This window comes from Solwaraspora sp. WMMA2080 (assembly GCF_027497395.1).
In the GTDB taxonomy this organism is placed as follows: domain Bacteria; phylum Actinomycetota; class Actinomycetes; order Mycobacteriales; family Micromonosporaceae; genus Micromonospora_E.
In genome coordinates, this window is sequence record NZ_CP114910.1 from 1054193 (window position 1) to 1074768 (window position 20576).

19 protein-coding genes are annotated in these 20576 nt (G+C 70.6%); 10 read left to right on the forward strand and 9 right to left on the reverse strand.

Annotation, left to right across the window (positions count from 1 at the left end; translation table 11 throughout):
• Position 1: 1 nt before the first annotated feature.
• The 6 genes from O7543_RS04550 to O7543_RS04575 form a co-directional block, all read right to left on the reverse strand.
• Positions 2-1174 carry a PTS mannitol transporter subunit IICB gene (locus O7543_RS04550; protein ID WP_281555019.1) on the reverse strand — a complete coding sequence of 391 codons (1173 nt, stop codon included), beginning with the start codon at positions 1172-1174 and terminating at the stop codon, positions 2-4.
• Between the two features lie 68 nt (positions 1175-1242).
• A complete protein-coding gene (gene pfkB, locus O7543_RS04555) occupies positions 1243-2187 on the reverse strand; it encodes a 1-phosphofructokinase (RefSeq protein ID WP_281555018.1) in 945 nt (314 codons plus the stop codon).
• On the reverse strand, positions 2184-2945 hold the full coding sequence (locus tag O7543_RS04560) for a DeoR/GlpR family DNA-binding transcription regulator (RefSeq protein WP_281555017.1): 762 nt from the start codon (positions 2943-2945) through the stop codon (positions 2184-2186). Before O7543_RS04560 ends, pfkB begins: the two co-directional genes overlap by 4 nt.
• A gap of 298 nt (positions 2946-3243) precedes the next feature.
• Complete coding sequence (locus O7543_RS04565; protein ID WP_281555016.1) at positions 3244-4689, reverse strand: amidase; 1446 nt, start codon at positions 4687-4689, stop codon at positions 3244-3246.
• 39 nt (positions 4690-4728) lie between these two features.
• Positions 4729-5442, reverse strand: a complete 714-nt coding sequence (locus O7543_RS04570; RefSeq protein WP_281555015.1) for an alpha/beta hydrolase — start codon at positions 5440-5442, stop codon at positions 4729-4731.
• A 59-nt stretch (positions 5443-5501) separates the two neighbouring features.
• Positions 5502-6485 carry an AraC family transcriptional regulator gene (locus tag O7543_RS04575; RefSeq protein WP_281555014.1) on the reverse strand — a complete coding sequence of 328 codons (984 nt, stop codon included), beginning with the start codon at positions 6483-6485 and terminating at the stop codon, positions 5502-5504.
• A gap of 193 nt (positions 6486-6678) precedes the next feature.
• Here O7543_RS04575 and O7543_RS04580 point away from each other — a divergent pair, with 193 nt between their 5' ends.
• The gene (locus O7543_RS04580) at positions 6679-7461 is read left to right on the forward strand and encodes a sugar transferase (RefSeq protein ID WP_281555013.1); all 783 of its coding nucleotides are present in this window, start codon (positions 6679-6681) and stop codon (positions 7459-7461) included.
• Complete coding sequence (locus tag O7543_RS04585; RefSeq protein ID WP_281555012.1) at positions 7458-8366, forward strand: NAD(P)-dependent oxidoreductase; 909 nt, start codon at positions 7458-7460, stop codon at positions 8364-8366. Before O7543_RS04580 ends, O7543_RS04585 begins: the two co-directional genes overlap by 4 nt.
• Here the strand turns inward: O7543_RS04585 and O7543_RS04590 are convergent.
• Entirely contained in the window at positions 8333-9124 is a 792-nt protein-coding gene (locus O7543_RS04590) for an alpha/beta hydrolase (protein ID WP_281555011.1), read from the reverse strand. The two genes, O7543_RS04585 and O7543_RS04590, sit on opposite strands and share 34 nt — an antisense overlap.
• 208 nt (positions 9125-9332) lie before the next feature.
• Between O7543_RS04590 and O7543_RS04595 the strand changes: the two genes are divergently transcribed.
• The 5 genes from O7543_RS04595 to O7543_RS04615 all read left to right on the forward strand — a co-directional run bounded on the left by O7543_RS04595 (position 9333) and on the right by O7543_RS04615 (position 16019).
• Positions 9333-11816, forward strand: a complete 2484-nt coding sequence (locus tag O7543_RS04595) for a glycogen debranching N-terminal domain-containing protein (RefSeq protein WP_281555010.1) — start codon at positions 9333-9335, stop codon at positions 11814-11816.
• Positions 11813-13027, forward strand: a complete 1215-nt coding sequence (locus O7543_RS04600) for a D-arabinono-1,4-lactone oxidase (protein WP_281555009.1) — start codon at positions 11813-11815, stop codon at positions 13025-13027. The genes O7543_RS04595 and O7543_RS04600 overlap by 4 nt, the downstream gene beginning before the upstream one ends.
• A gap of 226 nt (positions 13028-13253) precedes the next feature.
• On the forward strand, positions 13254-13835 hold the full coding sequence (locus O7543_RS04605; RefSeq protein ID WP_281555008.1) for an IS607 family transposase: 582 nt from the start codon (positions 13254-13256) through the stop codon (positions 13833-13835).
• On the forward strand, positions 13832-15211 hold the full coding sequence (tnpB, locus tag O7543_RS04610) for an IS607 family element RNA-guided endonuclease TnpB (protein ID WP_281555007.1): 1380 nt from the start codon (positions 13832-13834) through the stop codon (positions 15209-15211). The genes O7543_RS04605 and tnpB overlap by 4 nt, the downstream gene beginning before the upstream one ends.
• 7 nt (positions 15212-15218) lie before the next feature.
• A complete protein-coding gene (locus tag O7543_RS04615) occupies positions 15219-16019 on the forward strand; it encodes a hypothetical protein (protein ID WP_281555006.1) in 801 nt (266 codons plus the stop codon).
• Positions 16020-16073: 54 nt separating this feature from the next.
• On the opposite strand, the gene O7543_RS04620 is transcribed toward O7543_RS04615, so the two are convergent.
• Entirely contained in the window at positions 16074-16580 is a 507-nt protein-coding gene (locus tag O7543_RS04620; protein ID WP_281555005.1) for a roadblock/LC7 domain-containing protein, read from the reverse strand.
• Between the two features lie 61 nt (positions 16581-16641).
• Positions 16642-17556 (reverse strand): ABC transporter ATP-binding protein, encoded by a 915-nt coding sequence (locus O7543_RS04625; protein ID WP_281555004.1) that lies wholly within the window; start codon positions 17554-17556, stop codon positions 16642-16644.
• 320 nt (positions 17557-17876) lie between these two features.
• On the opposite strand from O7543_RS04625, the gene O7543_RS04630 reads away from it, so the two are divergent.
• Genes O7543_RS04630 through O7543_RS04640 form a run of 3 tightly spaced genes read left to right on the forward strand, consistent with a single transcriptional unit; the run spans position 17877 to position 20520 of the window.
• On the forward strand, positions 17877-18836 hold the full coding sequence (locus tag O7543_RS04630; RefSeq protein WP_281555003.1) for an ABC transporter substrate-binding protein: 960 nt from the start codon (positions 17877-17879) through the stop codon (positions 18834-18836).
• Complete coding sequence (locus O7543_RS04635) at positions 18833-19696, forward strand: ABC transporter ATP-binding protein (protein WP_281555002.1); 864 nt, start codon at positions 18833-18835, stop codon at positions 19694-19696. Before O7543_RS04630 ends, O7543_RS04635 begins: the two co-directional genes overlap by 4 nt.
• A complete protein-coding gene (locus O7543_RS04640) occupies positions 19696-20520 on the forward strand; it encodes an ABC transporter permease (protein ID WP_281555001.1) in 825 nt (274 codons plus the stop codon). The genes O7543_RS04635 and O7543_RS04640 overlap by 1 nt, the downstream gene beginning before the upstream one ends.
• Positions 20521-20576: the final 56 nt, after the last annotated feature.

Consider the following 20576-nt stretch of genomic DNA (forward strand, 5'->3'; position numbering starts at 1 on the left):
GTCATGCCTCCGTGGCGGTCGGCCGGTGGGTACCGGCGGTCGGGGTGGCGTGGTACGCGTGCGCGGCGGCGGGCGTGTCCGGGGTGGCGGCCTGCGGACCGGTGTTCTCCTCTACCGGTTCCTTGCCCTCGCCCCGACCGAAGCCGAGCAGCACCGAGGCGACCGCGAAGGAGACCGCCGCCGAGATGATCACGCCGAGCAGGACCGGGAACCAGCCCCCTCGCGGGGTGACCGCCAGGTAGGCGAAGATGCTGCCCGGCGACGGGGTGGCAACCAGACCGGCACCGGTGACCATGAAGGTCCAGACACCGGCCGCGCCACCGGCAATCATGGCGAGGATCAGCCGCGGCTTCATCAGCACGTACGGGAAATAGATCTCGTGGATGCCGCCGAGGAAGTGGATGATGATCGCCGCCGGGGTGCTGGCGCGCAGCAGCCGGGGCCCGAACAGGAGGAAGGCGACCAGCAGGCCGAGACCCGGCCCGGGGTTCGACTCGATCATGAACAGGATGGACTTACCGTCTTCGGCGGCCTCGGCGACGCCCAGCGGTCCGAACACGCCGTGGTTGATCGCGTTGTTGAGAAACAGCACCTTGGCCGGCTCGACCAGGATCGACACGAACGGCAGCAGGCTGTGGCCGACCATCCAGTCCACTGCGGAGCCGGCGGCGTCGGTGACGGCCTGCACCACCGGGCCGATCACCCAGATACCGACCAGTGCCATGCCACCGCCGATGATGCCGGCGGAGAAGTTGTTGATCAGCATCTCGAAGCCGGCCGGAATCTTGTCCTCGACCAGGCCGTCGAAGAGCTTCAGCAGGTACGCGGTCAGCGGGCCGATGATCATCGCACCGAGGAACATCGGTACGTCGGCACCGACGATGATGCCGACCGTGGCGACCGCGCCGACCACCGCGCCGCGCTGGCCGTGCACGAGCCGGCCGCCGGTGTAGCCGATCAGGATCGGCAGCAGCGTCGAGATCATCGGCCCGACCAGTTCGGCCATGGTCGCGTTGGGGATCCATCCGGTGGGGATGAACAGCGCGGTGATCAGACCCCAGGCGATGAACGCGCCGATGTTGGGCATCACCATGCCGGCGAGGTAGCCGCCGATTCTCTGGATCGTGGCCTTTACCCCGGTGCCCTGCACCTGGGGTGTGTAGTCGGTGGCCATGGTCTGCTGCTCCTTCTATGTGCGGGGGTAGGGAGTAGGCGATCGGTCTGGGGTATCGAGGTGACGGGTCATCCTTGGGTGACGAGTTGTTGCAGGTCATCCGGTCGGGGGTGCAGTCGTACGGTGTGCCGGCGCAGGTCGGCCGGCCCCGGCATCCGGCTGCCCGGCAGGCTGACCGCCGCCGCCCCCCAGGCCAGCCCTTCGGCGAGGGCGTCCGGCCCGCTGGCACCGGCGGCGAGGAAACCGGCGAGCAGCGCGTCACCGGCGCCGACCGTGCTGCGCGGCTGGTCGACGGGGGAGTCGCCGGTGCGTACCCCGTCGGTGTCGACCAGCACGGCACCCTGCGCCCCGAGGCTGGCCAGCACGGTGCCGGCACCCCATGCGCGGACCTGTCGGGCGGCGTCGACCACGTCGCCGAGGGCGTCCAGCGGCCGCCCGACGGCCTCGGCCAGCTCCTCCTGGTTGGGTTTGACCAGATCGGCTCCGGCCTCGGCGGCGGCCCGCAGCGGTGGGCCGCTGGTGTCGACGGCGAGCCGGAGCCCGGCGTCGAGCAACTGCCGGCACAGCGCGGTGAACCCGTCCACCGGCAGCCCGGGTGGCAGACTGCCGCAGACCACCACCCAGTCGGCCTGGTGCGCGGTGTCCAGCAGCCGGGCGGTGATCGCGTCGAATTCGTCCCGGCTCAGGGTCGGACCGGGCTCGTTGACCTTGGTGACGGTGCCGTCCGGCTCGGCGAGGGTGATGTTGGACCGGGTTTGCCCGGCGATTGGCACGGCGACCACCTCGACCCCCTCGGCGGCCAGCAGCCGGACGAGTTGACCGCCCTCGTCGCCGCCGCAGGGCAGCACGGCGACCGACGGTACGCCGTTGGCCAGTAGCGCCCGGGACACGTTGACGCCCTTGCCACCGGGGTCGAGGCGGGCGCCGGTGGCCCGGATGACCTCGCCGCGGACCAGGTCGTCGATCTCGACGGCGCGGTCCAGGCTGGGGTTGAGGGTGAGCGTGAGGATCATGCCCGCACCACCCGTGGCCCGGCCGACTCCACCTCGGCGACGAGGTCCGCGTTGAGGCCGTTGTCGGTGATCAGCGTGTCGATGTCGGCGAGCCGGCCGAACCGGGCAAGGTAGTCGTTGCCGATCTTGGTGTGGTCGGCCAGCACGACCGACCGGCGGGCGGCGCCGATCATCGCCCGCTTGACCGCCGCCTCGGCCGGGTCGGGTGTGGTCAGGCCACGTTCGACGGAGCAACCGTTGGTACCGATGAAGGCCACGTCGACGTAGACGTCGGCGAGCGGGCGAAGGGCCCAGTCGTCGACGGTGGCCATCGTGCGACCGCGTACCCGACCGCCCAGCAACAGGACGTTGAGGTTGCTGCGGGCACCGAGGACGGTGGCCAGCGCCGGGGAGTTGATCACGACGGTGAGTTCCCGGTCGGCCGGCAGGATCGCGGCCAGCCGGGCGGTGGTGGTGCCGGCGTCCAGGATGATCGCGCCCTCGTGGGGCAGCTCGGCCAGCGCGGCCTTGGCGATCCGTTCCTTCTCGGTGGTCAGCACCGCGTCCCGGGCTGCGAGCGCGGGCTCGAAGCCGATCCGTTCGACCGGGATCGCACCGCCGTGCACCCGACGCAGCACGCCGGCCCGCTCGAGGGTGGTGAGATCGCGCCGGATCGTCTCGGCGGTCACGTTGAGTGACTCGGCAAGCGCGGTCACGTCGACTCGCCCGTCGGCCCGGGCCAGCCGGACGATCTCCTGCTGCCGTTCCTCGGCGTACATGTGGTTTCACCACCGTTTCGTTTTGCTTCAGGTTTGTTTACGCCCGGCTCTGTTGGATGTCAAGAGGGGTGTCGAACGAATTCGGATCTTGACCTGTCGGTTGACCTGCGGAACCGGCGGTGCCGCAACTGGGTTGGCAGGCCGCGGACGGGGATCCGCTCATCCACCGGCCGTCCGCCGGTCGCCCACCCGAACATGGCTGTCTGCCTGGCTGCGCCGACCGCAGCGAATGGGGTAGGTCGGCCCGCCGACGCAGGCCGGCCAGGGTCAGCCCGGCGGGGCCGGGCCTGACCAAGGGTCAGGCCGGGACGCCGTGACCCGGGGCCGCCGCTGCCGGGCCGGGCCTGACCAGGTCGGGTCGGGTCGCCTCCAACGCTGCCGCCACGGCGAGGACGGCGAGGTCGTCGCCCGGCCGTCCGCCGAGCTGCACCCCGATCGGCATCCCGAGGTTGTCACGCCCCCAGGGCAGACTGATCGCCGGTCCGCCGGTCACGTTGAACATCCCCACGAACGGGGAGATCGCGAAGATCTCCCGGAACAGCTCGCTGCCCGGCCGGTCGGTGTGCAGCTGCCCGAGCGGTGGCGCCGGTTGCGCGGTGGTCGGGCTGAGCAGCAGGTCCACGCCGTCGAGGACGGCAGCCAACTCACCGGCGAGTCGGCGCAGTGCCGTGGTCGCCCGGACCTGGGTACGGGCGTCGGCCCGCCGTCCCCGCTGCACCAGGTCGAGCACCGCCGGTTCCAGGGTGTCCGGCCCGGCGTACCGTCCGGTGGCGGCGCAGATATCGTCGACCGCGGCGGCCAGATGACCGGCGATGACCGCACCGAGCACCGGCCCGAGCCGGCCGGCCGGCTCCACCGGCCCGATCGGGACCACCCGGTGACCGGCGGCGGCCAGCTCGGCGGCGACGGACTCGGCGGCAGCCCGGTACGCCGGATGCACCGGGGCGCCGCCGGGTGCCTCGGTGAGCAGTCCGACCCGTAGGACCCGGCCGGGGCCCGAACCAGCCGGACCGGTCCACTGGACACCGTCCACCGGGTACGGCTCGCCAGCGGCCATCCCGCTGCTGACCGACAGCAACAACGCGGAGTCCGCGACGGTGCGGGTGATGGCGTGTTCGTGGCTGAGCCCCGACCAGTCGTCCATCCGGTACGGGCCGGCAGGGTTGCGGCCCCGCGTCGGCTTGAAGCCGATGGTGCCGCACCAGGCCGACGGGATCCGGATGGACCCGCCACTGTCGCTGGCGTGCGCCGCCGGCACCATCCCTGCGGCCACCGCTACCGCCGCGCCGCCGCTGGAACCACCGGCGGACCGGTCCGGCCGCCACGGATTGCGGGTCGGCCCGTGCAGCACCGGTTCTGTGGTGATGTTCAGCCCGAACTCCGGCGAGTTGGTCCGTCCGATGATCAGCGCTCCGGCCTGTTCCAGCCGGCGCAGCAACGTGCTCGTGCCGGCCGGTGCCAGGCCGACGGCCAGCCGGCTGCCCCGGGTCAACGGAAAGCCGGCGACCTCGGCGTGCAGATCCTTGACCAGGTACGGCAGCCCGGCCAGCGGCCCGACCGGTCGGCCACCGGCGGCGGCCAGGCGACGCAACGCCGGCCCGGAGTCGACCGCCACCACCGCGTTGAGCCCGGCGTCACGCTCCTCGATGCGGCGTACCGCTGCGTCGACGACCTCTCGAGCGGGCACCTGACCGGACCGTACGGCGGCAGTCAGCTCGGTGATCGACCCGTCCAGCAGTTCCATGCCCGCCTCCCGCTCGGTTGCCACCCGGTCGACGGGTGGTCAGTCCGCTGCCGCCTCGATCAGCTTCGCCGCCAGCAACTGCGGATCGGTGAACAGCACCTCGTGCGAACCCGGCATCTCGACCAGCCGGAATTCGCCGAGCCGCTGCGACTGGCCGGGATGCCAACGGAACTCGTCCGGCGGGAACGCGACGTCGTCGACGGCGTACAGGTAGGAACGGGGGACCGGCAGGTCGGCGAATCCGGGCAGCGCGACCGGTTCCGCGGCCCGGGCCAGCGGCTCCGGGGTCAGCCGCGCGTAGGCGACCCGGGCGGTCTGCTCGTCGGCGTCGCTGATGAACGAGCGGAACGCCCCGTACGGCAGCATCAGGGTGCCTTCCGGAGTAGCCAGGCTGGTGAAGGCGGCGGCGGCCGACGGTGGCACATGCTGGAAGACGGTGTCGCCGTCGGCGAGGACGTACGCGTTGTGGAACACCAGCCGGCGGAGCCGGTCCGGTACGGCCACCGCGACGGCCTGTACGACCGCGCCGCCGAGGCTGTGCCCGACAAGCACCACGTCGCGCAGGTCGGACCGCCGGATCAGGTCGGTGACGGCACCGGCGGTCCGGGCGAAGGTCACCGTAGGGTCGGCGTTGGTGCCGTTGCCCGGCAGGGTGGGTGTGTGGACCTCGTGTCCGGCGGCGGTGAGTACCTGCCGGACGCCGTCCCAGCAGCTGCCGTCGTGCCAGGATCCGTGGACGAGAACGAAACGCATCTCGGGTGCCTCCGTCGCGGTCGGTGGGCCTGACGGTAGGCCGGCCTGCGTACGCAGGGTTATCGCCGGCGCGCCGGATCGCTGTCGGGATCCTGCCCGCGCTGGCCGGCCGGCCCGTCGGCGCGGTGTTCGCTGCGCCACTGTGCGGGTGGTGCGCCGTACCGGGCGCGGAAGAGCGCTCCGAGATGCGACGCCGACGCGAAGCCGTATCGGTGGGCTAGCTGCGCGACCGGGACGTCGGACCCGGCGAGCGCGACAGCGCAGGCGTGCAGCCGACGCTGCCGGATCCATCGGTACGGGGTGGTGCCGCCGGCGGCGAACGCCCGGTGCAGCTGCCGGGGGGACACCGCCAGCCGGCGGGCCAGCCACGGCACCGACAACGCCGGTTCGGCCAGCGAGTGCTCGATCAGCCGCTCGGCCGCGGTGCGCAGCGCGGCCAACGGGTCGGCGTCGACGGCGACGCCGGCACCGAACAGCGTGGCGGTGATGACGGTGTCGACCATGGTCGCGACCTCCGCTCGCTGCCCGGCCCCGGCGGCCGCGGCTGCGGTCATCAGGTGTGGCAACTGCCGACACAACGCCCGGCCCACCGGACCCAACATCGCGGAGCGCACCGGTCCGTCGAGGCCGGGGTAGCGGGCCGTGACGAGTGTGCGGGGCAGGGCCACGAACAGTACGTGGGCCGGTGCTGGGTAGTCGACGTCGAACGTCTCCGGGCCGGGGACGACGACCAGCCGGTCCGGGCCGATCGGGTCGGTGCCACCCCGGTGCGTGATGGTGCCGGTGGCCCGCTGGCCGAGCAGCAGGAACACCGCATCGGCGGCGTTGGGGTCGGTGGTGTCGTGCGGTCGGCGGGAGGAGTGCAGCGCGCCGACCGCGGCGGAGATGAGCCGCAAGGATCCCAGTGGTACCTCGGTGATGCGGGCGCGGAATCGGCTTGGATCGCGGATCGTGACGGTCTGTTGCACCAAGGTGTGTCGCAGCGCGGAGTTGAACTCGTGCAGCCCGGCCGGCCCGTCGAAACCCTGGCGTCGCAGCGGCACGCGTCCCTCCCTCGGCCGGCCTGGTCGGTGCTGCTGACCTGCCGATCAGCGTACTGGTCCGGGTCCCGTCGTCACCCGAGCCGACGGCAGCGGCTCAACCGATGTTCCGATTTACGGCGAACGACACGCTTAGTCTTATTCATTCTGTTACAAAGCTTTTGTCAGTTGAGCAGCTACTTCCGGAGGCCCGTCCATGACCTCGCCAGCGGCCTGCCTCGCAGCCGAACCGACGATGCCGACCAGTCGTCCCCGCCGCTATGACCGGGTCAAGCGGGTGCTCGACGTGGTGGGCGCGGCGACCGCCCTGGTCGTCGGCGCGCCGCTGCTGGCCGGGGTCGCCCTGCTCATCCTCGTCACGCTGGGCCGGCCGGTGTTCTTCCGGCAGGTGCGGCCCGGCCGGGACGGCGAGCTCTTCGAGATGGTCAAGTTTCGCACCATGCTCGAGGTGGATCCGGCCCGCGGCCTGGTCACCGACGCCGACCGGCTAACGCCGGTCGGCCGCTGGCTGCGCGCCACCAGCCTCGACGAACTGCCCGAGTTGTGGAACGTACTGCGCGGTGAGATGAGCCTGGTCGGCCCGCGTCCCCATCTGGTGAAGTACCTGGAGATATACACACCCTCGCAGGCCCGACGGCATGAGGTGCGACCCGGTATCACCGGCCTCGCCCAGGTCCGCGGCCGCAACGAGCTGGCCTGGGAGGACAAGTTCGCCTACGACATCGAGTACGTGGACAACCGCAGCCTCCGGCTCGACCTGCGGATCATGGTCGAGACCGTCCGGGTGGTGCTGCGCCGGGAAGGGATCGCCGCGCCAGGGTCGGTCACCTGGCACGAGTTCACCGGGACCCCGACGCCGCCGGACCCCGTCGGGGCCAGCACCGTCCCGGCCGACCCGGTCCTGGCCACGGCACCCGACGGCTCGGCAGCCACCTTCCGTCGACCCCGCGGTGACCTGGCCGGCCGGTGCCGCAGTTGAGCCGGACCAGGATCCTGCTCTTCGGCTCCACCGGACTGCTGGGTCGGCAGATCCACGCTGCGCTGATGGCGGACGCGGTGGTGACCGCACCGACCCGGGCCGACTGCGATCTCGCCACGGCGGGCGTGACCGAACTCGCCCGGCTGCTCGCGGCCGTCCGGCCGGACGTCGTGGTCAACTGCGCCGGCCGCACCGTTGGTGACAATGCCGAGCTACTCCGGATCCACCTACTGGCCGTGGCCGCGCTCGCCGAGGCGATGGTCGACGTCGTGCCGGGCACCCGGCTGGTACGGCTCGGTTCCGCCGCCGAGTACGGCGTCGTGCCCAGTGGCCGCCCGGTGCGCGAGGACGACCCGGCCAACCCGGTGAGCGCGTACGGGTTCAGCCACCTGGCCGCCACCCAGTTCGGCGAGCTGGTCAGCACCGACGAACGGGTCGAGGTCGTCACGTTGCGGGTGTTCAACCCGGTTGGTCCGGGTCTGCCGGTGGACAGCGCGCTGGGGCGGGCGGCTGATCTGCTGCGCGTCGGCGGACGGTCACCGCTGGCGATGCGGCTGCTGGACACTGTGCGCGACTTCGTCGACCTACGTGACATCGCCGCTGCGGTGCGCGCCGCCGCGCTCGCCACCCACCTGCCCTACCGACTGTTCAACGTGGGCGGCGGGCGGCCGGTCGGGGTCCGGGACGCGGTCACCTGTCTGGCCCGGGCAGCTGGTCACAGCGGTGAACTCGGTTTGGGGGAGTTCTCCCCGACGGTGAGCCGGTCCGCCGCCGTTCCCTGGATGTGCGCCGACATCAGCCGCGCCCGGCAGGTGCTCGGCTGGTCACCCAGCTACGACCTGACGGACTCGGTAAAGGCGCTGCTGGCGGATTACCACGATGGTGGCCCCCACAGCCGTAGGTAGCGACTCACCATCGAGTTGGTCTGCCGCGGCACCTCGAACTGGAAGAAGTGGCCGGAACCCACCACCTGCCCGATCACCGCCTCGGGTACCAGCTCCCGCAACCGTCCGTAGTCGGCGAACGGTGCCGGGCCACCGATGTACAGCAGCCGGCGTCCCCACGCGGTCAGCGCGGCGTCGCCACCGGCCTCGACGAAGTCGGCGAGACCGTCGAGGGTGGCGGCGGCGACGGTGTCACTCGGCCGTAGCATCTGGTCGATCGCCCAGTCGATCAGCCGAGGGTCCGACTCGGGAATGAAGAACGACCGGATGATGTCGATCCGGGCCTGGCGCGGGTCCTCGCCGCGGATGGACTCCGCCAGCGCGGCCACCTGCTCCGTCGTGCCGGGCGGCACGGCCACCGACGCGTCCAACAGCAGCAGCGCCGCGACCCGGTCGCTCGCCTGCGCGGCTGCGGCCAACGACCAGACCCCGCCCATGCTGTGCCCGATCAGCACGACGTCGTCCATCTCGAGCTCGATCATCAGGTCCCGCAGGTCCGCACCGAGCTCGGGAACACTGAAGCCGCGGTCCCCGGCCGGGCTCGCGCCGTGTCCCCGCATGTCCACCGAGATGATCCGTCGCCGCCAGCTGGCCAGACGGGCGGCGAGGGGCTTCATGAACCGGTGGTTGCAGCACCACCCATGCACGAGCAGTACATCCTGTCGGCCGCGGCCGGTCTGCCAGTAGCGCATCCCGGCGGTCGTGCGGTCGTGACTCATGTCGTTGGCCTCCTTCGCTTCGGCGCATGCCGCGCCCTCGATACGGCCTGTAATCATTGTGCCTCATCTGGTTACTTTCGGCATCCGTGGTCTACGGCCCGTCTCCTGTCGGTCACGGATCACCCGCACTGGGTGATCCCCTGCGGGTGGTAGACGGGTCATGCTGGCACCCAGGTGGACCGACCGAGGACGACTGAGGGGAGCGGCGATGACCGACGTGATCGGTCGGTTCTTCGACGGTCTCCAGACGCGCGGCGACGGTCGACTGCCGCCCCCGGCCAGTGGCACGATCCGGTTCAACCTCACCACCCCGGACGGCGGTGTCCGCAGCTGGTCGGTTACCTATCATGACGGGCATGCCGTGCTCGAGCGTGACCCGAAGCGGGTCGACTGCACCATCGACACCTCGGTGGAGACCTTCCAGGCACTGATCGACGGCCGGGAGAACACCATCTCGTTGCTGCTGCGCAACGGCGTGTCGGTCCGGGGCGATCTGCCGCTGTTCCTGACCTTCCGCCGCCTGCTGCCGCTGCACGCGGACAGCGCCGGGGCGGAGTCGAGGGCCCGGCCGGTCGCCGAGCCGGTCGGCGCTCGGTCGGCCACCGCGAAGCCGGTCAGCATCCTCTACGGAAACATGTTCATGGTCAGCGACCGGCGGGGCGACATCGAACCGGTGCCATCCGCACCGTTCGGCTTGTTCTTCTACGACACCCGCTTCCTGTCCTACTGGCGGCTGACCGTCGACGGGCAACGGATGAACACGCTGTCCATCGACGACCTGCAGTACTTCGAGTCGCGGTTCTTCCAGGTGCCGGGAGAGCCGACGCACTACGTGGACGCCACCATCTCGGTGTTCCGGCACCGCTGGATCGGCGACGCGTTAACCGAGCAGATAGCCGTGTTCAACCACCGGGAGGAGCCCGTCCAGCTGAGCCTGCGCATCGACGCGGCGGCCGACTTCGCCGAGGTGCTGGAGGTCAAGGAGGGTTACCACACCGAACGCGAGATCGCGGTTACGGCCGAGCCGGACGCGCTGCGGTTCCGCTACGAGCGGGGCACCTATTTCCGTGAGACGATCCTGTCCAGCAGCGTGCCGGCCCGCATCGATCCCGGTGGCTTGACCTTCGAGCTGGCCCTCGACGCCCACGACACCTGGTACACCGATCTGACGGTGAAGACCTTCGTCCGTGGGGCCGGAAACCGCGATCTGCGCGAGAGTCTGCGCAGCTACGCCGAGCGGCCCAAGCCCGAGGTGCAACGGGAACTCGACCAGTGGATGGCCAGTGCGCCGAAACTGACCTGTGACCATGAACCGTTACGGGAGGCGTACCAGCAGAGCGTCGTCGACCTGGCGGCGCTGCGCTACAAGGGGGTCAACTTCCGTGACATGCTGCCGGCGGCGGGCATGCCCTGGTTCATGACGTTTTTCGGCCGGGACAGCCTGATCAGCTGCCTGCAGACGCTACCGTTCCTGCCCACCACCACGATTCCCGCGTTGGCGATCATGGCGCTGGCACAGGGTACCCGCGAGGATCCGTTCCGGGCCGAACAGCCCGGCAAGATCCCCCAGGAGAGCCGGTACGCCGAGTCCGCGCTGTTCAACGAGGTCTCGCACGCCGCCGACTTCTCCGCCGCGGACACCACACCCCTGTTCATTGTGCTTCTCGACGAGTACGAACGGTGGACCGGTGACACCGCACTGGTGCGCGACATGGAGTTTCAGGCCCGCGCGGCACTGGACTGGATCGACCGGCACGCAGACCTCGTCGGCACCGGCTACGTCTGGTATGGGCCCCGGCCGACCCGGACCGGGCTGTTGAACCAGAGCTGGAAGTGCTCACCCGGTGCGATCAGCTTCCACGATGGGCGGGAGGCAACCTTCCCGCAGGCGACCTGCGAGATTCAGGGCTACGTGTACGACGCGCGGATGCGTGGTGCCCGGCTGGCCAGGATCTGCTGGGGCGACCACGCCTTCGCCGACCAGCTCGAGAAGCAGGCGACCGAGCTGCGAGACCGGTTCAACCGGGATTTCTGGCTTGCCGACCGCGGCTACTACGCCCACGCGCTGCAGGCCGACGGCAGTCCGGTCGACGCGCTCACCTCCAACATCGGGCACCTACTGTGGAGCGGCATCGCCGAACCCACCAAGGCGCGGTCGGTCGTGCGGCACCTGATGGGTCCGCAACTGTTCGGCGGCTGGGGGATCCGCACCCTCGCCACTGGGGCGCGGCGGTTCAACCCGGTCGGCTACCACACCGGTTCGGTCTGGCCGTTCGACAACTCCCTGATCGCCTGGGGACTGTGGCGGTACGGCTACCGGGAGGAGGCGGCCCGGGTGGCCGGGGCGGTGCTGGAGGCGTCGCAGTACTTCGGGGCCCGGCTGCCCGAGTGCTTCGCCGGCTACGACCGGTCGTTGACCAAGTACCCCGTCCCGTACTCCGCCGCGGGCAGCCCGCATGCCACCTCGGCCGGCGCGACGCTGCTGTTCCTGCGGGTGCTGCTCGGTCTCGACCCCTACGACGGGGATCTGATCATCGACCCGGCCGTTCCGGAGGGGATGGGCCACATCGAGCTGCACGACATCCCGGGATGCTGGGGGATGCTGGATGCGCTGGGCCGGGGCCGGCGGGACCTCGCCCGGCCGCGTCGCCGCACCCGCCGCCCCGGTGACCCGCTGCGGGCGGCGCTGTGACCTCGCCGTCTGTCACCGCTACCACGACTTGGCGCAACTGGTCCGGTGGGTTGACCTTCGAGCCGGCCACGGTGGCCCGGCCGGAGTCGGTCGCCGCGCTGTGCCGCGTCCTGCGCGCCGCCGCCGAGCAGGCGGTGACGGTACGGCCGGTTGGCGCCGGGCATTCGTCCGCGCCGCTCGTGCAGACCGGGGACATCCTGCTGAGCCTGGACCGGCTGCCCGCCGGGGTACTCGAACCGCCGCACAACCGGCAGATCTGGGTCGGTGCCGGCACCCGGCTGCACGACCTGGGCCGTCAGCTGCGCCACCACGGACTCGCGATGCCGAACCTCGGCGACGTCGACACCCAGGCGTTCGCCGGTGCCGTCTCGACCGGCACCCACGGCAGCGGCCTCGGCCTGCCGAACTTGTCCGCCCAGGTGACCGGGGTCCGACTGGTCACCGCGGCCGGACAACCGGTGCAGATCGACGCCGACGGCGACCCCGACCTGTTGCCGGCTGCCCAGGTGTCGCTCGGCGTGCTGGGTGTGTTCACCGCGTTGCGGACCCGGCTGGTCCCCGCGTTCCAGGCCCGGCGGCGGGAGTGGGGCCTGCCGGTGGAGGCGTGCCTGACCACGTTCGACGAGCTGCTGAAGGTCAACCGCAACGTCGACTTCTACTGGTATCCGCGGCGTGACGACGCGCACCTGCGGACGGTGAACCCGATTACCGACGATCCCGGCCCGGACACGCTGCCCGGCAGCGGCTGCACCGAGGAACGGACCGGCTCCAGCGACGCCGCGCTGATCAAGCGGCGGTCCCTGCGTTTCCACGAGATCGAGTACTTCGTTCCGGCCGCGGCCGGTCCGGCCTGCTTCCGAGAGGTCCGGCACCGGATCCGGACCCGGCACCGGCAGCACGCCGCCTGGCGGGTCCTCTACCGCTATGTGGCCGCCGACCAGGCGTTCCTCAGCCCGGCGTACGGTCGGGACAGCATCACCATCTCGGTGCACCAGAACGCGACGCTGCCGTACCGCGAGTTCTTCGCCGACATGGAACCGATCTTCCTGGCCCATGATGGGCGGCCGCACTGGGCGAAGATCCACGGGCTGGAAGGCCGGGACCTGCTTGCCCGCTACCCGCAGGCGGACCGGTTCCTCGCCGTCCGTGAGCGACTCGATCCCGACGGGCGGTTCCTCACCGACTACCTGCGTCGGCTGCTGAGCCTGTGACCGAGCTGCTCGGCTGCTGGTGGGGCCGGTGACCTGGCTCGCAGGTCCGGCCCCATCCGGCGGGCCTAAGATTGCCCCGTCCCGCAACCGGGTAGCAGGGGCACCGTCCGCCGCATCGACGGGCCACAAACCCGCCGCGCCACGGGCGGGCAGGAACTGGAGTGGGGTAGCTGACTGTTGGCGCTCCGGGCATCTATGGCGCTCTTGAAGCTGCTATGATGCTCGCGTGAACCTCAAGGAGTGGGCAGCGTCGACCGGCATCGCGTACATCACCGCTCGGCGACAGTACGCAGCCGGGACGCTGCCTGTTCCCACCTACCGGATCGGTCGACTGATCATGGTCGGTGAGCCGGTCACCGGCACGTCGGCCGAGACGGGGCAGACCGTGGTGTACGCCCGGGTGTCCTCAGCCGATCAGAAATCCGACCTGGACCGGCAAGTCGCCCGGGTCACCGTGTGGGCCACCGGGCGGAAACTCGGCGTCGACCGGGTGGTGACCGAGGTTGGATCCGCGTTGAACGGGCACCGCAAGAAGTTCCTCGCGCTGCTGCGCGACCCGAAGGTGGCAACGATCGTGGTTGAGCATCGGGACCGGTTCGCCCGGTTCGGGGCCGAGTACGTTGAGGCGGCGCTGGCCGCGCAGGGCCGCCGACTGCTGGTGGTCGACCCGGCTGAGGTCGACGATGATCTGGTCCGCGACGTGACGGAGATCCTGACGTCGTTGTGCGCCCGCCTGTACGGGCGTCGCGCTGGCGCGAACCGTGCCCGCCGGGCGGTCGAAGCCGCCACCGAGAGTGGCCCGGCGTGAAAGCGATCCAGGCGTACCGGTTCGCCCTCGACCTCACCTCGCGCCAGGAACGCGACGTCCTTGCACACGCTGGGGCCGCCCGGCTCGCCCACAACTGGGCGCTCGCGAAGGTCAAGGCGGTCATGGACCAGCGCATCGCCGAACGCTCCTACGGCGTACCAGACGAGTTGCTGACGCCGTCACTGTCCTGGTCGCTGGCCGGTCTTCGGAAGGCATGGAACGCCGCGAAGCCCGAAGTCGCGCCGTGGTGGGGTGAGGTGTCGAAGGAGGCGTTCAACACCGGCCTCGACGCGCTCGCTCGCGGGTTGAAGAACTGGACTGACTCCCGCAGCGGGAAACGCGCCGGTCGGCCGTCGGGTTTCCCCCGGTTCAAGTCCCGCCGCCGTACCACGCCCAGCGTACGGTTCACCACCGGGGCGATCCGGGTCGAACCGGACCGGATGCACGTGGTGCTACCCCGGCTGGGCCGGTTGAAGTTGCACGAGTCCGCCCGCAAGCTCGCCCGCCGTATTGAAGCCGGCACCGCCCGGATCATGTCCGCGACAGTGCGTCGTGATGGCGGACGGTGGCATGTGTCGTTCACCGTCGAGGTCGAACGCGCCGAACGCAGCCCGGCCCGACCCGGCTCGGTGGTTGGTGTGGACGTCGGTATCCGGCATCTCGCGGTGCTGTCCACCGGCGAGTTGGTCGACAACCCGCGCCACCTCGTGGCCGCGCGGCAACGGATGCATGCGCTCGGCCGGACGCTGTCGCGCAAGCAGGGCCCGGACCGGCGTACCGGACGACGTCCCTCGAAGCGGTGGGAACGGGCCGCGAGCCGGCTCGGTCGCGCTCACGCCCGGGTCGCTCATCTGCGCCGTGACGGGCTGCACAAGCTCACCACCCGGCTCGCCACGACGTACGGCACCGTTGTGGTGGAAGACCTCAACGTCACCGGCATGCTGCGCAACCGGCGGTTGGCCCGGCACGTCGCCGACGCCGGATTCGCGGAGATCCGCCGCCAGTTGGCGTACAGGACCGGACGGAACGGCGGCCGGCTTGTGGTGGCCGACCGCTGGTACCCGTCCAGTAAGACCTGCTCGGGCTGTGGCACGGTGAAAACCAAGCTGGCCCTGTCCGAGCGTGAATACCGGTGTGAGGCGTGCGGTCTAGTCATCGACCGTGACCGCAACGCCGCTGTGAACCTGGCCGCCCTTGCGGCGGCAACCGCCGGGAGTGGCCCGGTGGCAGCACGTGGAGCCGACCAGAAGACCCGCACACGCGGGCAGGTGGCCGTGAAGCGTGAACCCGGCACCGCTCAAGCGGATCAGACCGGACCGTCCTACCGCAAGGCAGGACTACCAACCGTGCGCTCACTAAAGCCCACTGAGAGGTAACGGAGCCGTGCAACCGACCGTAGCCAGCAACGAACCGTCCACCGACCGGCCGGCGGACGTGCCGGACGGCACGCCACCGGGGACGTCGCGTCGGGCGTTGGCCGCCGTCGCCGTCGTCGCCGCCCTGCTGGTGGCGGCGACGATCGTGGCGGTGGTGGTGAACGCAGTGGGCTCACGCCCGGTTACCGACGGCGACGTGGCGTGGACGGTGCAGACACCACGCGAGGGGCGGTCCGAGGCGCGGCTGGAGATTCCCGACGGTGCGCCAGAGATTCGGGTGGTGGCCGCTGATCTCGGTGATCAGCTGCTGCGGGCGGAGACTCCGGTCGGCGGTGCGGCGGCGCCGGAGGTGACCACCTCCGACGGCGTGGTCCGGGTCGGACTGACCGATACCGGGTACAACGGTTCCGGCGAGCTGCGCGTCACCGTCCACAGCGATCTGCTCTGGTCGGTCCGGGTGGCGGGCGGGGCAACCCGCACCCGGGTCGATCTGACCGGAGCCCGAGTCTCCCACGTGGACGTCGCGGGCGGTGCCAGCGCATTGGACCTGGCGCTGCCGGAGCCGTCCGGCACGGTCGACGTCCGGATGTCCGGCGGGGTCAGTACCTGGCGGATCGAGTTGCCGCAGCAAACGCCGGTGCGGATCCGGCTGGGCTCCGGGGCGGGCAGCGTCGACCTGGACGGCGAGCGGAGCGACGGGGTCGCCGGCGGCGAGACGGTGGCCTCGACGGACTGGGAGGAGGCCACCGACCGCTACGATGTCGATGCCGTCGCCGGGGTCGCCGACCTCACGGTGACCCGACGGTAACCAGTTGCTGTGACGTTCACCGCGGCGCCGAGTCGGTGGGTGGTGCTGACCGGCTCAGCGCCGCGTCGGAAGGTCCTGTCGCTCCGCGGCATGCGCGCCGAGCGTCGGTGCGCCGCCGTGCAGGAGCGCCTCAGCGGTGCGGACGGCGGCCTCGGGGGCCTCCTCCGGCGCGGGGAACGCCGGCAGGTGCCGGTCGGCCCGGCCGGCGAACAGCGCCACCTCGTAGGCTACCGAGTCCATGTCGGAGCCGGCGTCGAAGACGGCCGCGATGATCGCACCGCCGGGTGTCGCGGCGATGAACAGGAACGCCGTACCCATCTGGACGACGATCTGCCGGACCCGGCCGGTGTCGGCATGCTGACCGACCGCGACGGCGAGGGCGCGTAGACCCGCCACCAGGCCGGACAACTGCTCGCCCAGCTCGTGGTCGACCCCTTTGGACCAGGCCAGGAGGATTCCGTCGGGGGAGAGTGCCACCGCCTGTTGCGCCTGCGGCACCCGGTCCACCAGGTCGTCCAGCAGCCGGGAGACGTCACCAGTGGTGACCACGGGGTATGCCATGGAGGGTCTCTCTTTCGGTCGGTGCGCGTTGCCGGCCAAACAGTACCCTCGGCCCGACCCGTCAGTGCGTAACGGCACGAATCACCGGAATAGATTTCTGATCCACGGTGGAGGCGCGGGCAGCGCCTGCGGCGAGTGGGACGACGAGCGGGGTGCCGCTCACCGGATCCTCGATGACCAGCACCCGCAGCCCGAACACCTCCCGGACCAGTTCGGGAGTCAGGATCTCTGCCGGGGCGCCGCTGGCCAGCACCTGTCCGTCCTTCATCGCGACCAGGTGCCGGGCGTAGCGCGCGGCGAGGTTGAGATCGTGCAGCACCATCACCACGGTGCGGCCACCCTCCCGGTGCAGTCGGTCCACCAGTTCGAGTACGTCGATCTGGTGTGCCAGGTCGAGATAGGTGGTCGGCTCGTCGAGCAGCAGGATGTCGGTGCCCTGGGCGAGTGCCATCGAGATCCAGGCCCGTTGCCGCTGACCGCCGGAGAGCGTGTCCACCGGACGTTCGGCCAGATCGGTGAGGTCGGTCCAGGCCAGTGCCTGGGCGACGACCTCTTCATCGGCCCGGGACCACTGGCGCAGCCAGGTCTGATGCGGCTGGCGGCCGCGTGCGACCAGATCGGCCACGGTGAGCCCGTCCGGCGCGGTCGGAGCCTGCGGCAGGATGCCGAGTCGGCGGGCGACCTCCCGGGTCGGCAACCGCTGGATCCGCTCGCCGTCGAGGAGTACCTCCCCGGCGGTGGGCCGCAGCAGCCGGCCGAGGGCGCGGAGCAGGGTCGATTTGCCGCAGCCGTTCGGCCCGACGATCGCGGTGACCGATCCGTCGACGATGTCCAGGTCCAGCTGCGGGACAACCACCTGGTGGCCGTACCCGAGCCGCAGCGCCCGGGCCCGTAGCCGGGGTGAGTTCCCGGTAGGTCGGGTGTCCCGCGGTCCGGGTCCGGACGCAGTCACCGGCAGTTCTGCGAGGTTGGTCATGGGTTGCTCCTCGGCGTCGGTCGGCGTCCCGCGTTTCATGAAGGGTAGCCTTACCGAAGCTCCGGTTCCACATCAAGGCCTGGTGTCGAGTCTCCGCCGGCTAGGTACTCTCGGTAGTGGCCCGTCGAGTTTCCGTGACGTGCAATGGCCTGAACTGGGCATCTGTTTCCGGTTTTCGACTACTCGAGGTGACCTTCGTTGGTCGACGAGCTCCGTTCGCTGGCTTGGCCGCACCCTTGACTCCCTCTCGTGGTGCCCAGTAGCGTCTCAGAATAAGAACCTAGAACCACATTATGAGTCGCAATGAACTGGGGACAGCCATGAGATTGCGTACCTTGCGGGTGGTCGGCGCCGCGCTGCTGATCACTGCCGTCGCCGCGGCCTGTGCGGAGAACCAGGACCCGGGCGGTGAACCTGGCACACCGGCCGAGACGACGACCATCGACTTCGGGGTCGGCGTCGATCCCGCGTACTCGCCGATCTACCTGGCCGATCAGCAGGACCTGTTCGCCGAGGCCGGGCTCGACGTCACCGTGACGCAGTACCAGGAAGGCACCGGTGGCCTCGACGCGATCCTCGCCCGCGAGGGTCAGGTCACCGCGAGTACCGAATCGAGCCTGCTCAACCGGGCCACCCGGGGAGACGTGAAGGGCATCGCGGTCTTCTCCCAGTCGCCGGACTTCATCAAGCTCGTGGTCCGCGACGAGATCGGCGAGGTCGCGGACATCTCCCGCTACGGCGTGGTGACCGGAACGGTCAACGAGTACGCCACGAACAAGATTCTCGACAGCTACGACATCAGCCGGGACGCCGTCGAATTCGTCACCTCCTCGCCGGCGGAGATGCCGGCACTGCTGCAGCGCGGTGACATCGACGGCTTCATCATGTGGGAGCCGTGGCCCTCGCGCGGTGTCGATGGCGGCGGCAAGATCCTGCTCACCAGCGGTGACGTCGGCTACGTCTACAACCTGATCATCGGGGTGGACGGAGCCTGGTACGAGGCCAACCAGGAGGCCGCCGCCACTCTGGTGGACACCATCGGCGAGGCATGTGAGCAGATCACCGCAGATCCGCAGGTCGCCGGTACCGCGACCGAGAACGCCATCGAGGTGCCCGCGGCTGAGGCTGTCGACCTGCTCGACGGCGTGCAGTGCCAGGTCCGTGACTTCACCGACGAGGACCTGCAGCGCTACGCCGAGATCGCCCAGTTCCAGCAGGACAGCGGCATCGTGTCCGACCCGGCCGACCCGGCCGAGGTGATGATCCGGGGCGTGGCGTGACCGGGCGGACCGCCACCTCCGCCGGACGGGGACCGGATTCCGGCCCCCGTCCGGCGGGCTCCCCGGTGCAGGTCCGCGACGTCGACATCCGCTTCGACGACTTCGAGGCGGTCGCCGGGGCGACGCTCGACATCGCCGGTGGGGAGTTCGTCTGCCTGCTCGGCCCCAGCGGCTGCGGCAAATCGACCCTGTTGAATGCAATCGCCGGGTTCGTCCGGCCGGCCGCCGGGCAGGTGCTGTGCGCGGGCGAGCCGGTCACCGGCCCGGACGTCAGCCGGGGCGTGGTGTTCCAAAGCGCAGAGGCCTTGTTCCCGTGGCTGACCGTACGCCAGAACGTCGCGTTCGGCCCCCGGATGCGGGGTGTGCCGCGTGGCCAGCGGGCCGGGATCGTCGACCGCTACCTGACCATGGTCGGCCTCAGCCACAGCGGCGACCGATTCCCCAGCCAACTCTCCGGCGGCATGCGTCAGCGGGCCCAGCTCGCCCGGGTGCTGGCCAACGAGCCGTCGGTGGTGTTGATGGACGAGCCGTTCGGCGCGCTGGACGCCCAGACCCGGCTGGTCATGCAGGCCGAACTCGACCGCATCTGGCGCCAGTCCCGGCCCACCATCCTGTTCGTCACCCACGACATCGGCGAAGCGATCCTGCTCGCCGACCGGATCGTCACCATGACCGCTGGCCCGGCGGCCCGGATCAAGCAGGTGTACCCGGTGGACCTGCCACGGCCGCGGGAACTGACCGATCCGGCCGCCGCCGGGCTGTTCCGCGAACTGCGCGAGGACATCGGCACCGAGGTCGCCCAGACCCTGCGCGCCCAGGGTCTGGACGACGGGCACGGTCTGAACGGAGGTGGCGGCTGATGGCCGTCGACGTGCAACGTCCACCGGCCGCCCGGGCGGCCGGGTTTCGCCCACGCCGCTTCGCTGGCCGGCGTCGACACACCCGTGTCGTGCTGTCGGTGCTGTCGGTGCTGCTCGGCCTGCTCATCTGGGACCTGGTCAGCCGCAACTACACCGCGTTCTTCCTGCCCTCACCCCGGTTGACCTGGCAGGGGGCGGTGGAGCTGGCGACCAACGGGACGCTGTGGGACTCCGTCTGGGCGTCCAGCCAGCGCATCCTCAGCGGCTGGGGGCTGGGCGTACTGATCGGGGTGCCGGTCGGGTTGCTGATGGGCCGCAGCCGGCTACTGCGGCTGATGCTCGACCCGTACATCCAGTTCTTCCGGTTCGTGCCGCCGATCGCCTTCGTCACCCTGGCGATCATCTGGCTCGGTCCGGGTGAGGCCTCGAAGATCGCGTTGATCTTCTACACCACGGTCTTCATCGTTGCGCTGAACACCCTGGCGGGGGTGCTCGCCGTCGACGAGTTGAAACTGCGGGCGGCGCGGGCGCTGGGCGCCGGGCCGGTCCGCACCCTGGCCTCGGTGATCCTGCCGGCCACGGTGCCGTACGCCGTCACCGGCGCCCGGCTGGCGATGGGCAACTCGTTCCTCACCATCGTCTCCGCGGAGATCGTCGCGGCGCAGAGCGGCCTCGGTTCGCTGATCTGGACCGCCCGCAACTACGCCAAGACCGAATGGGTGTTCGTCGGCATCATCGCTCTCGGCCTGCTCGGCTACCTGTTCGACTGGGTGCTGCGCACAGTCGCCCGCGCCAGCCTGCGCCGCTACGGCGTCACCTTCTGACCGGTTCGGGCTCCCGGCACTGGTCGACGCAATCAGCACCCCGTACCGGTGACGTG

Coding starts and splice junctions, on each gene's coding strand:
- O7543_RS04550 (WP_281555019.1), bottom strand. CDS start 1,174: ATGGCCACCGACTACACACCCCAGGTGCAGGGCACCGGGGTAAAGGCC.
- pfkB (WP_281555018.1), bottom strand. CDS start 2,187: ATGATCCTCACGCTCACCCTCAACCCCAGCCTGGACCGCGCCGTCGAG.
- O7543_RS04560 (WP_281555017.1), bottom strand. CDS start 2,945: ATGTACGCCGAGGAACGGCAGCAGGAGATCGTCCGGCTGGCCCGGGCC.
- O7543_RS04565 (WP_281555016.1), bottom strand. CDS start 4,689: ATGGAACTGCTGGACGGGTCGATCACCGAGCTGACTGCCGCCGTACGG.
- O7543_RS04570 (WP_281555015.1), bottom strand. CDS start 5,442: ATGCGTTTCGTTCTCGTCCACGGATCCTGGCACGACGGCAGCTGCTGG.
- O7543_RS04580 (WP_281555013.1), top strand. CDS start 6,679: ATGACCTCGCCAGCGGCCTGCCTCGCAGCCGAACCGACGATGCCGACC.
- O7543_RS04590 (WP_281555011.1), bottom strand. CDS start 9,124: ATGAGTCACGACCGCACGACCGCCGGGATGCGCTACTGGCAGACCGGC.
- O7543_RS04595 (WP_281555010.1), top strand. CDS start 9,333: ATGACCGACGTGATCGGTCGGTTCTTCGACGGTCTCCAGACGCGCGGC.
- O7543_RS04620 (WP_281555005.1), bottom strand. CDS start 16,580: ATGGCATACCCCGTGGTCACCACTGGTGACGTCTCCCGGCTGCTGGAC.
- O7543_RS04625 (WP_281555004.1), bottom strand. CDS start 17,556: ATGACCAACCTCGCAGAACTGCCGGTGACTGCGTCCGGACCCGGACCG.
- O7543_RS04630 (WP_281555003.1), top strand. CDS start 17,877: ATGAGATTGCGTACCTTGCGGGTGGTCGGCGCCGCGCTGCTGATCACT.
- O7543_RS04640 (WP_281555001.1), top strand. CDS start 19,696: ATGGCCGTCGACGTGCAACGTCCACCGGCCGCCCGGGCGGCCGGGTTT.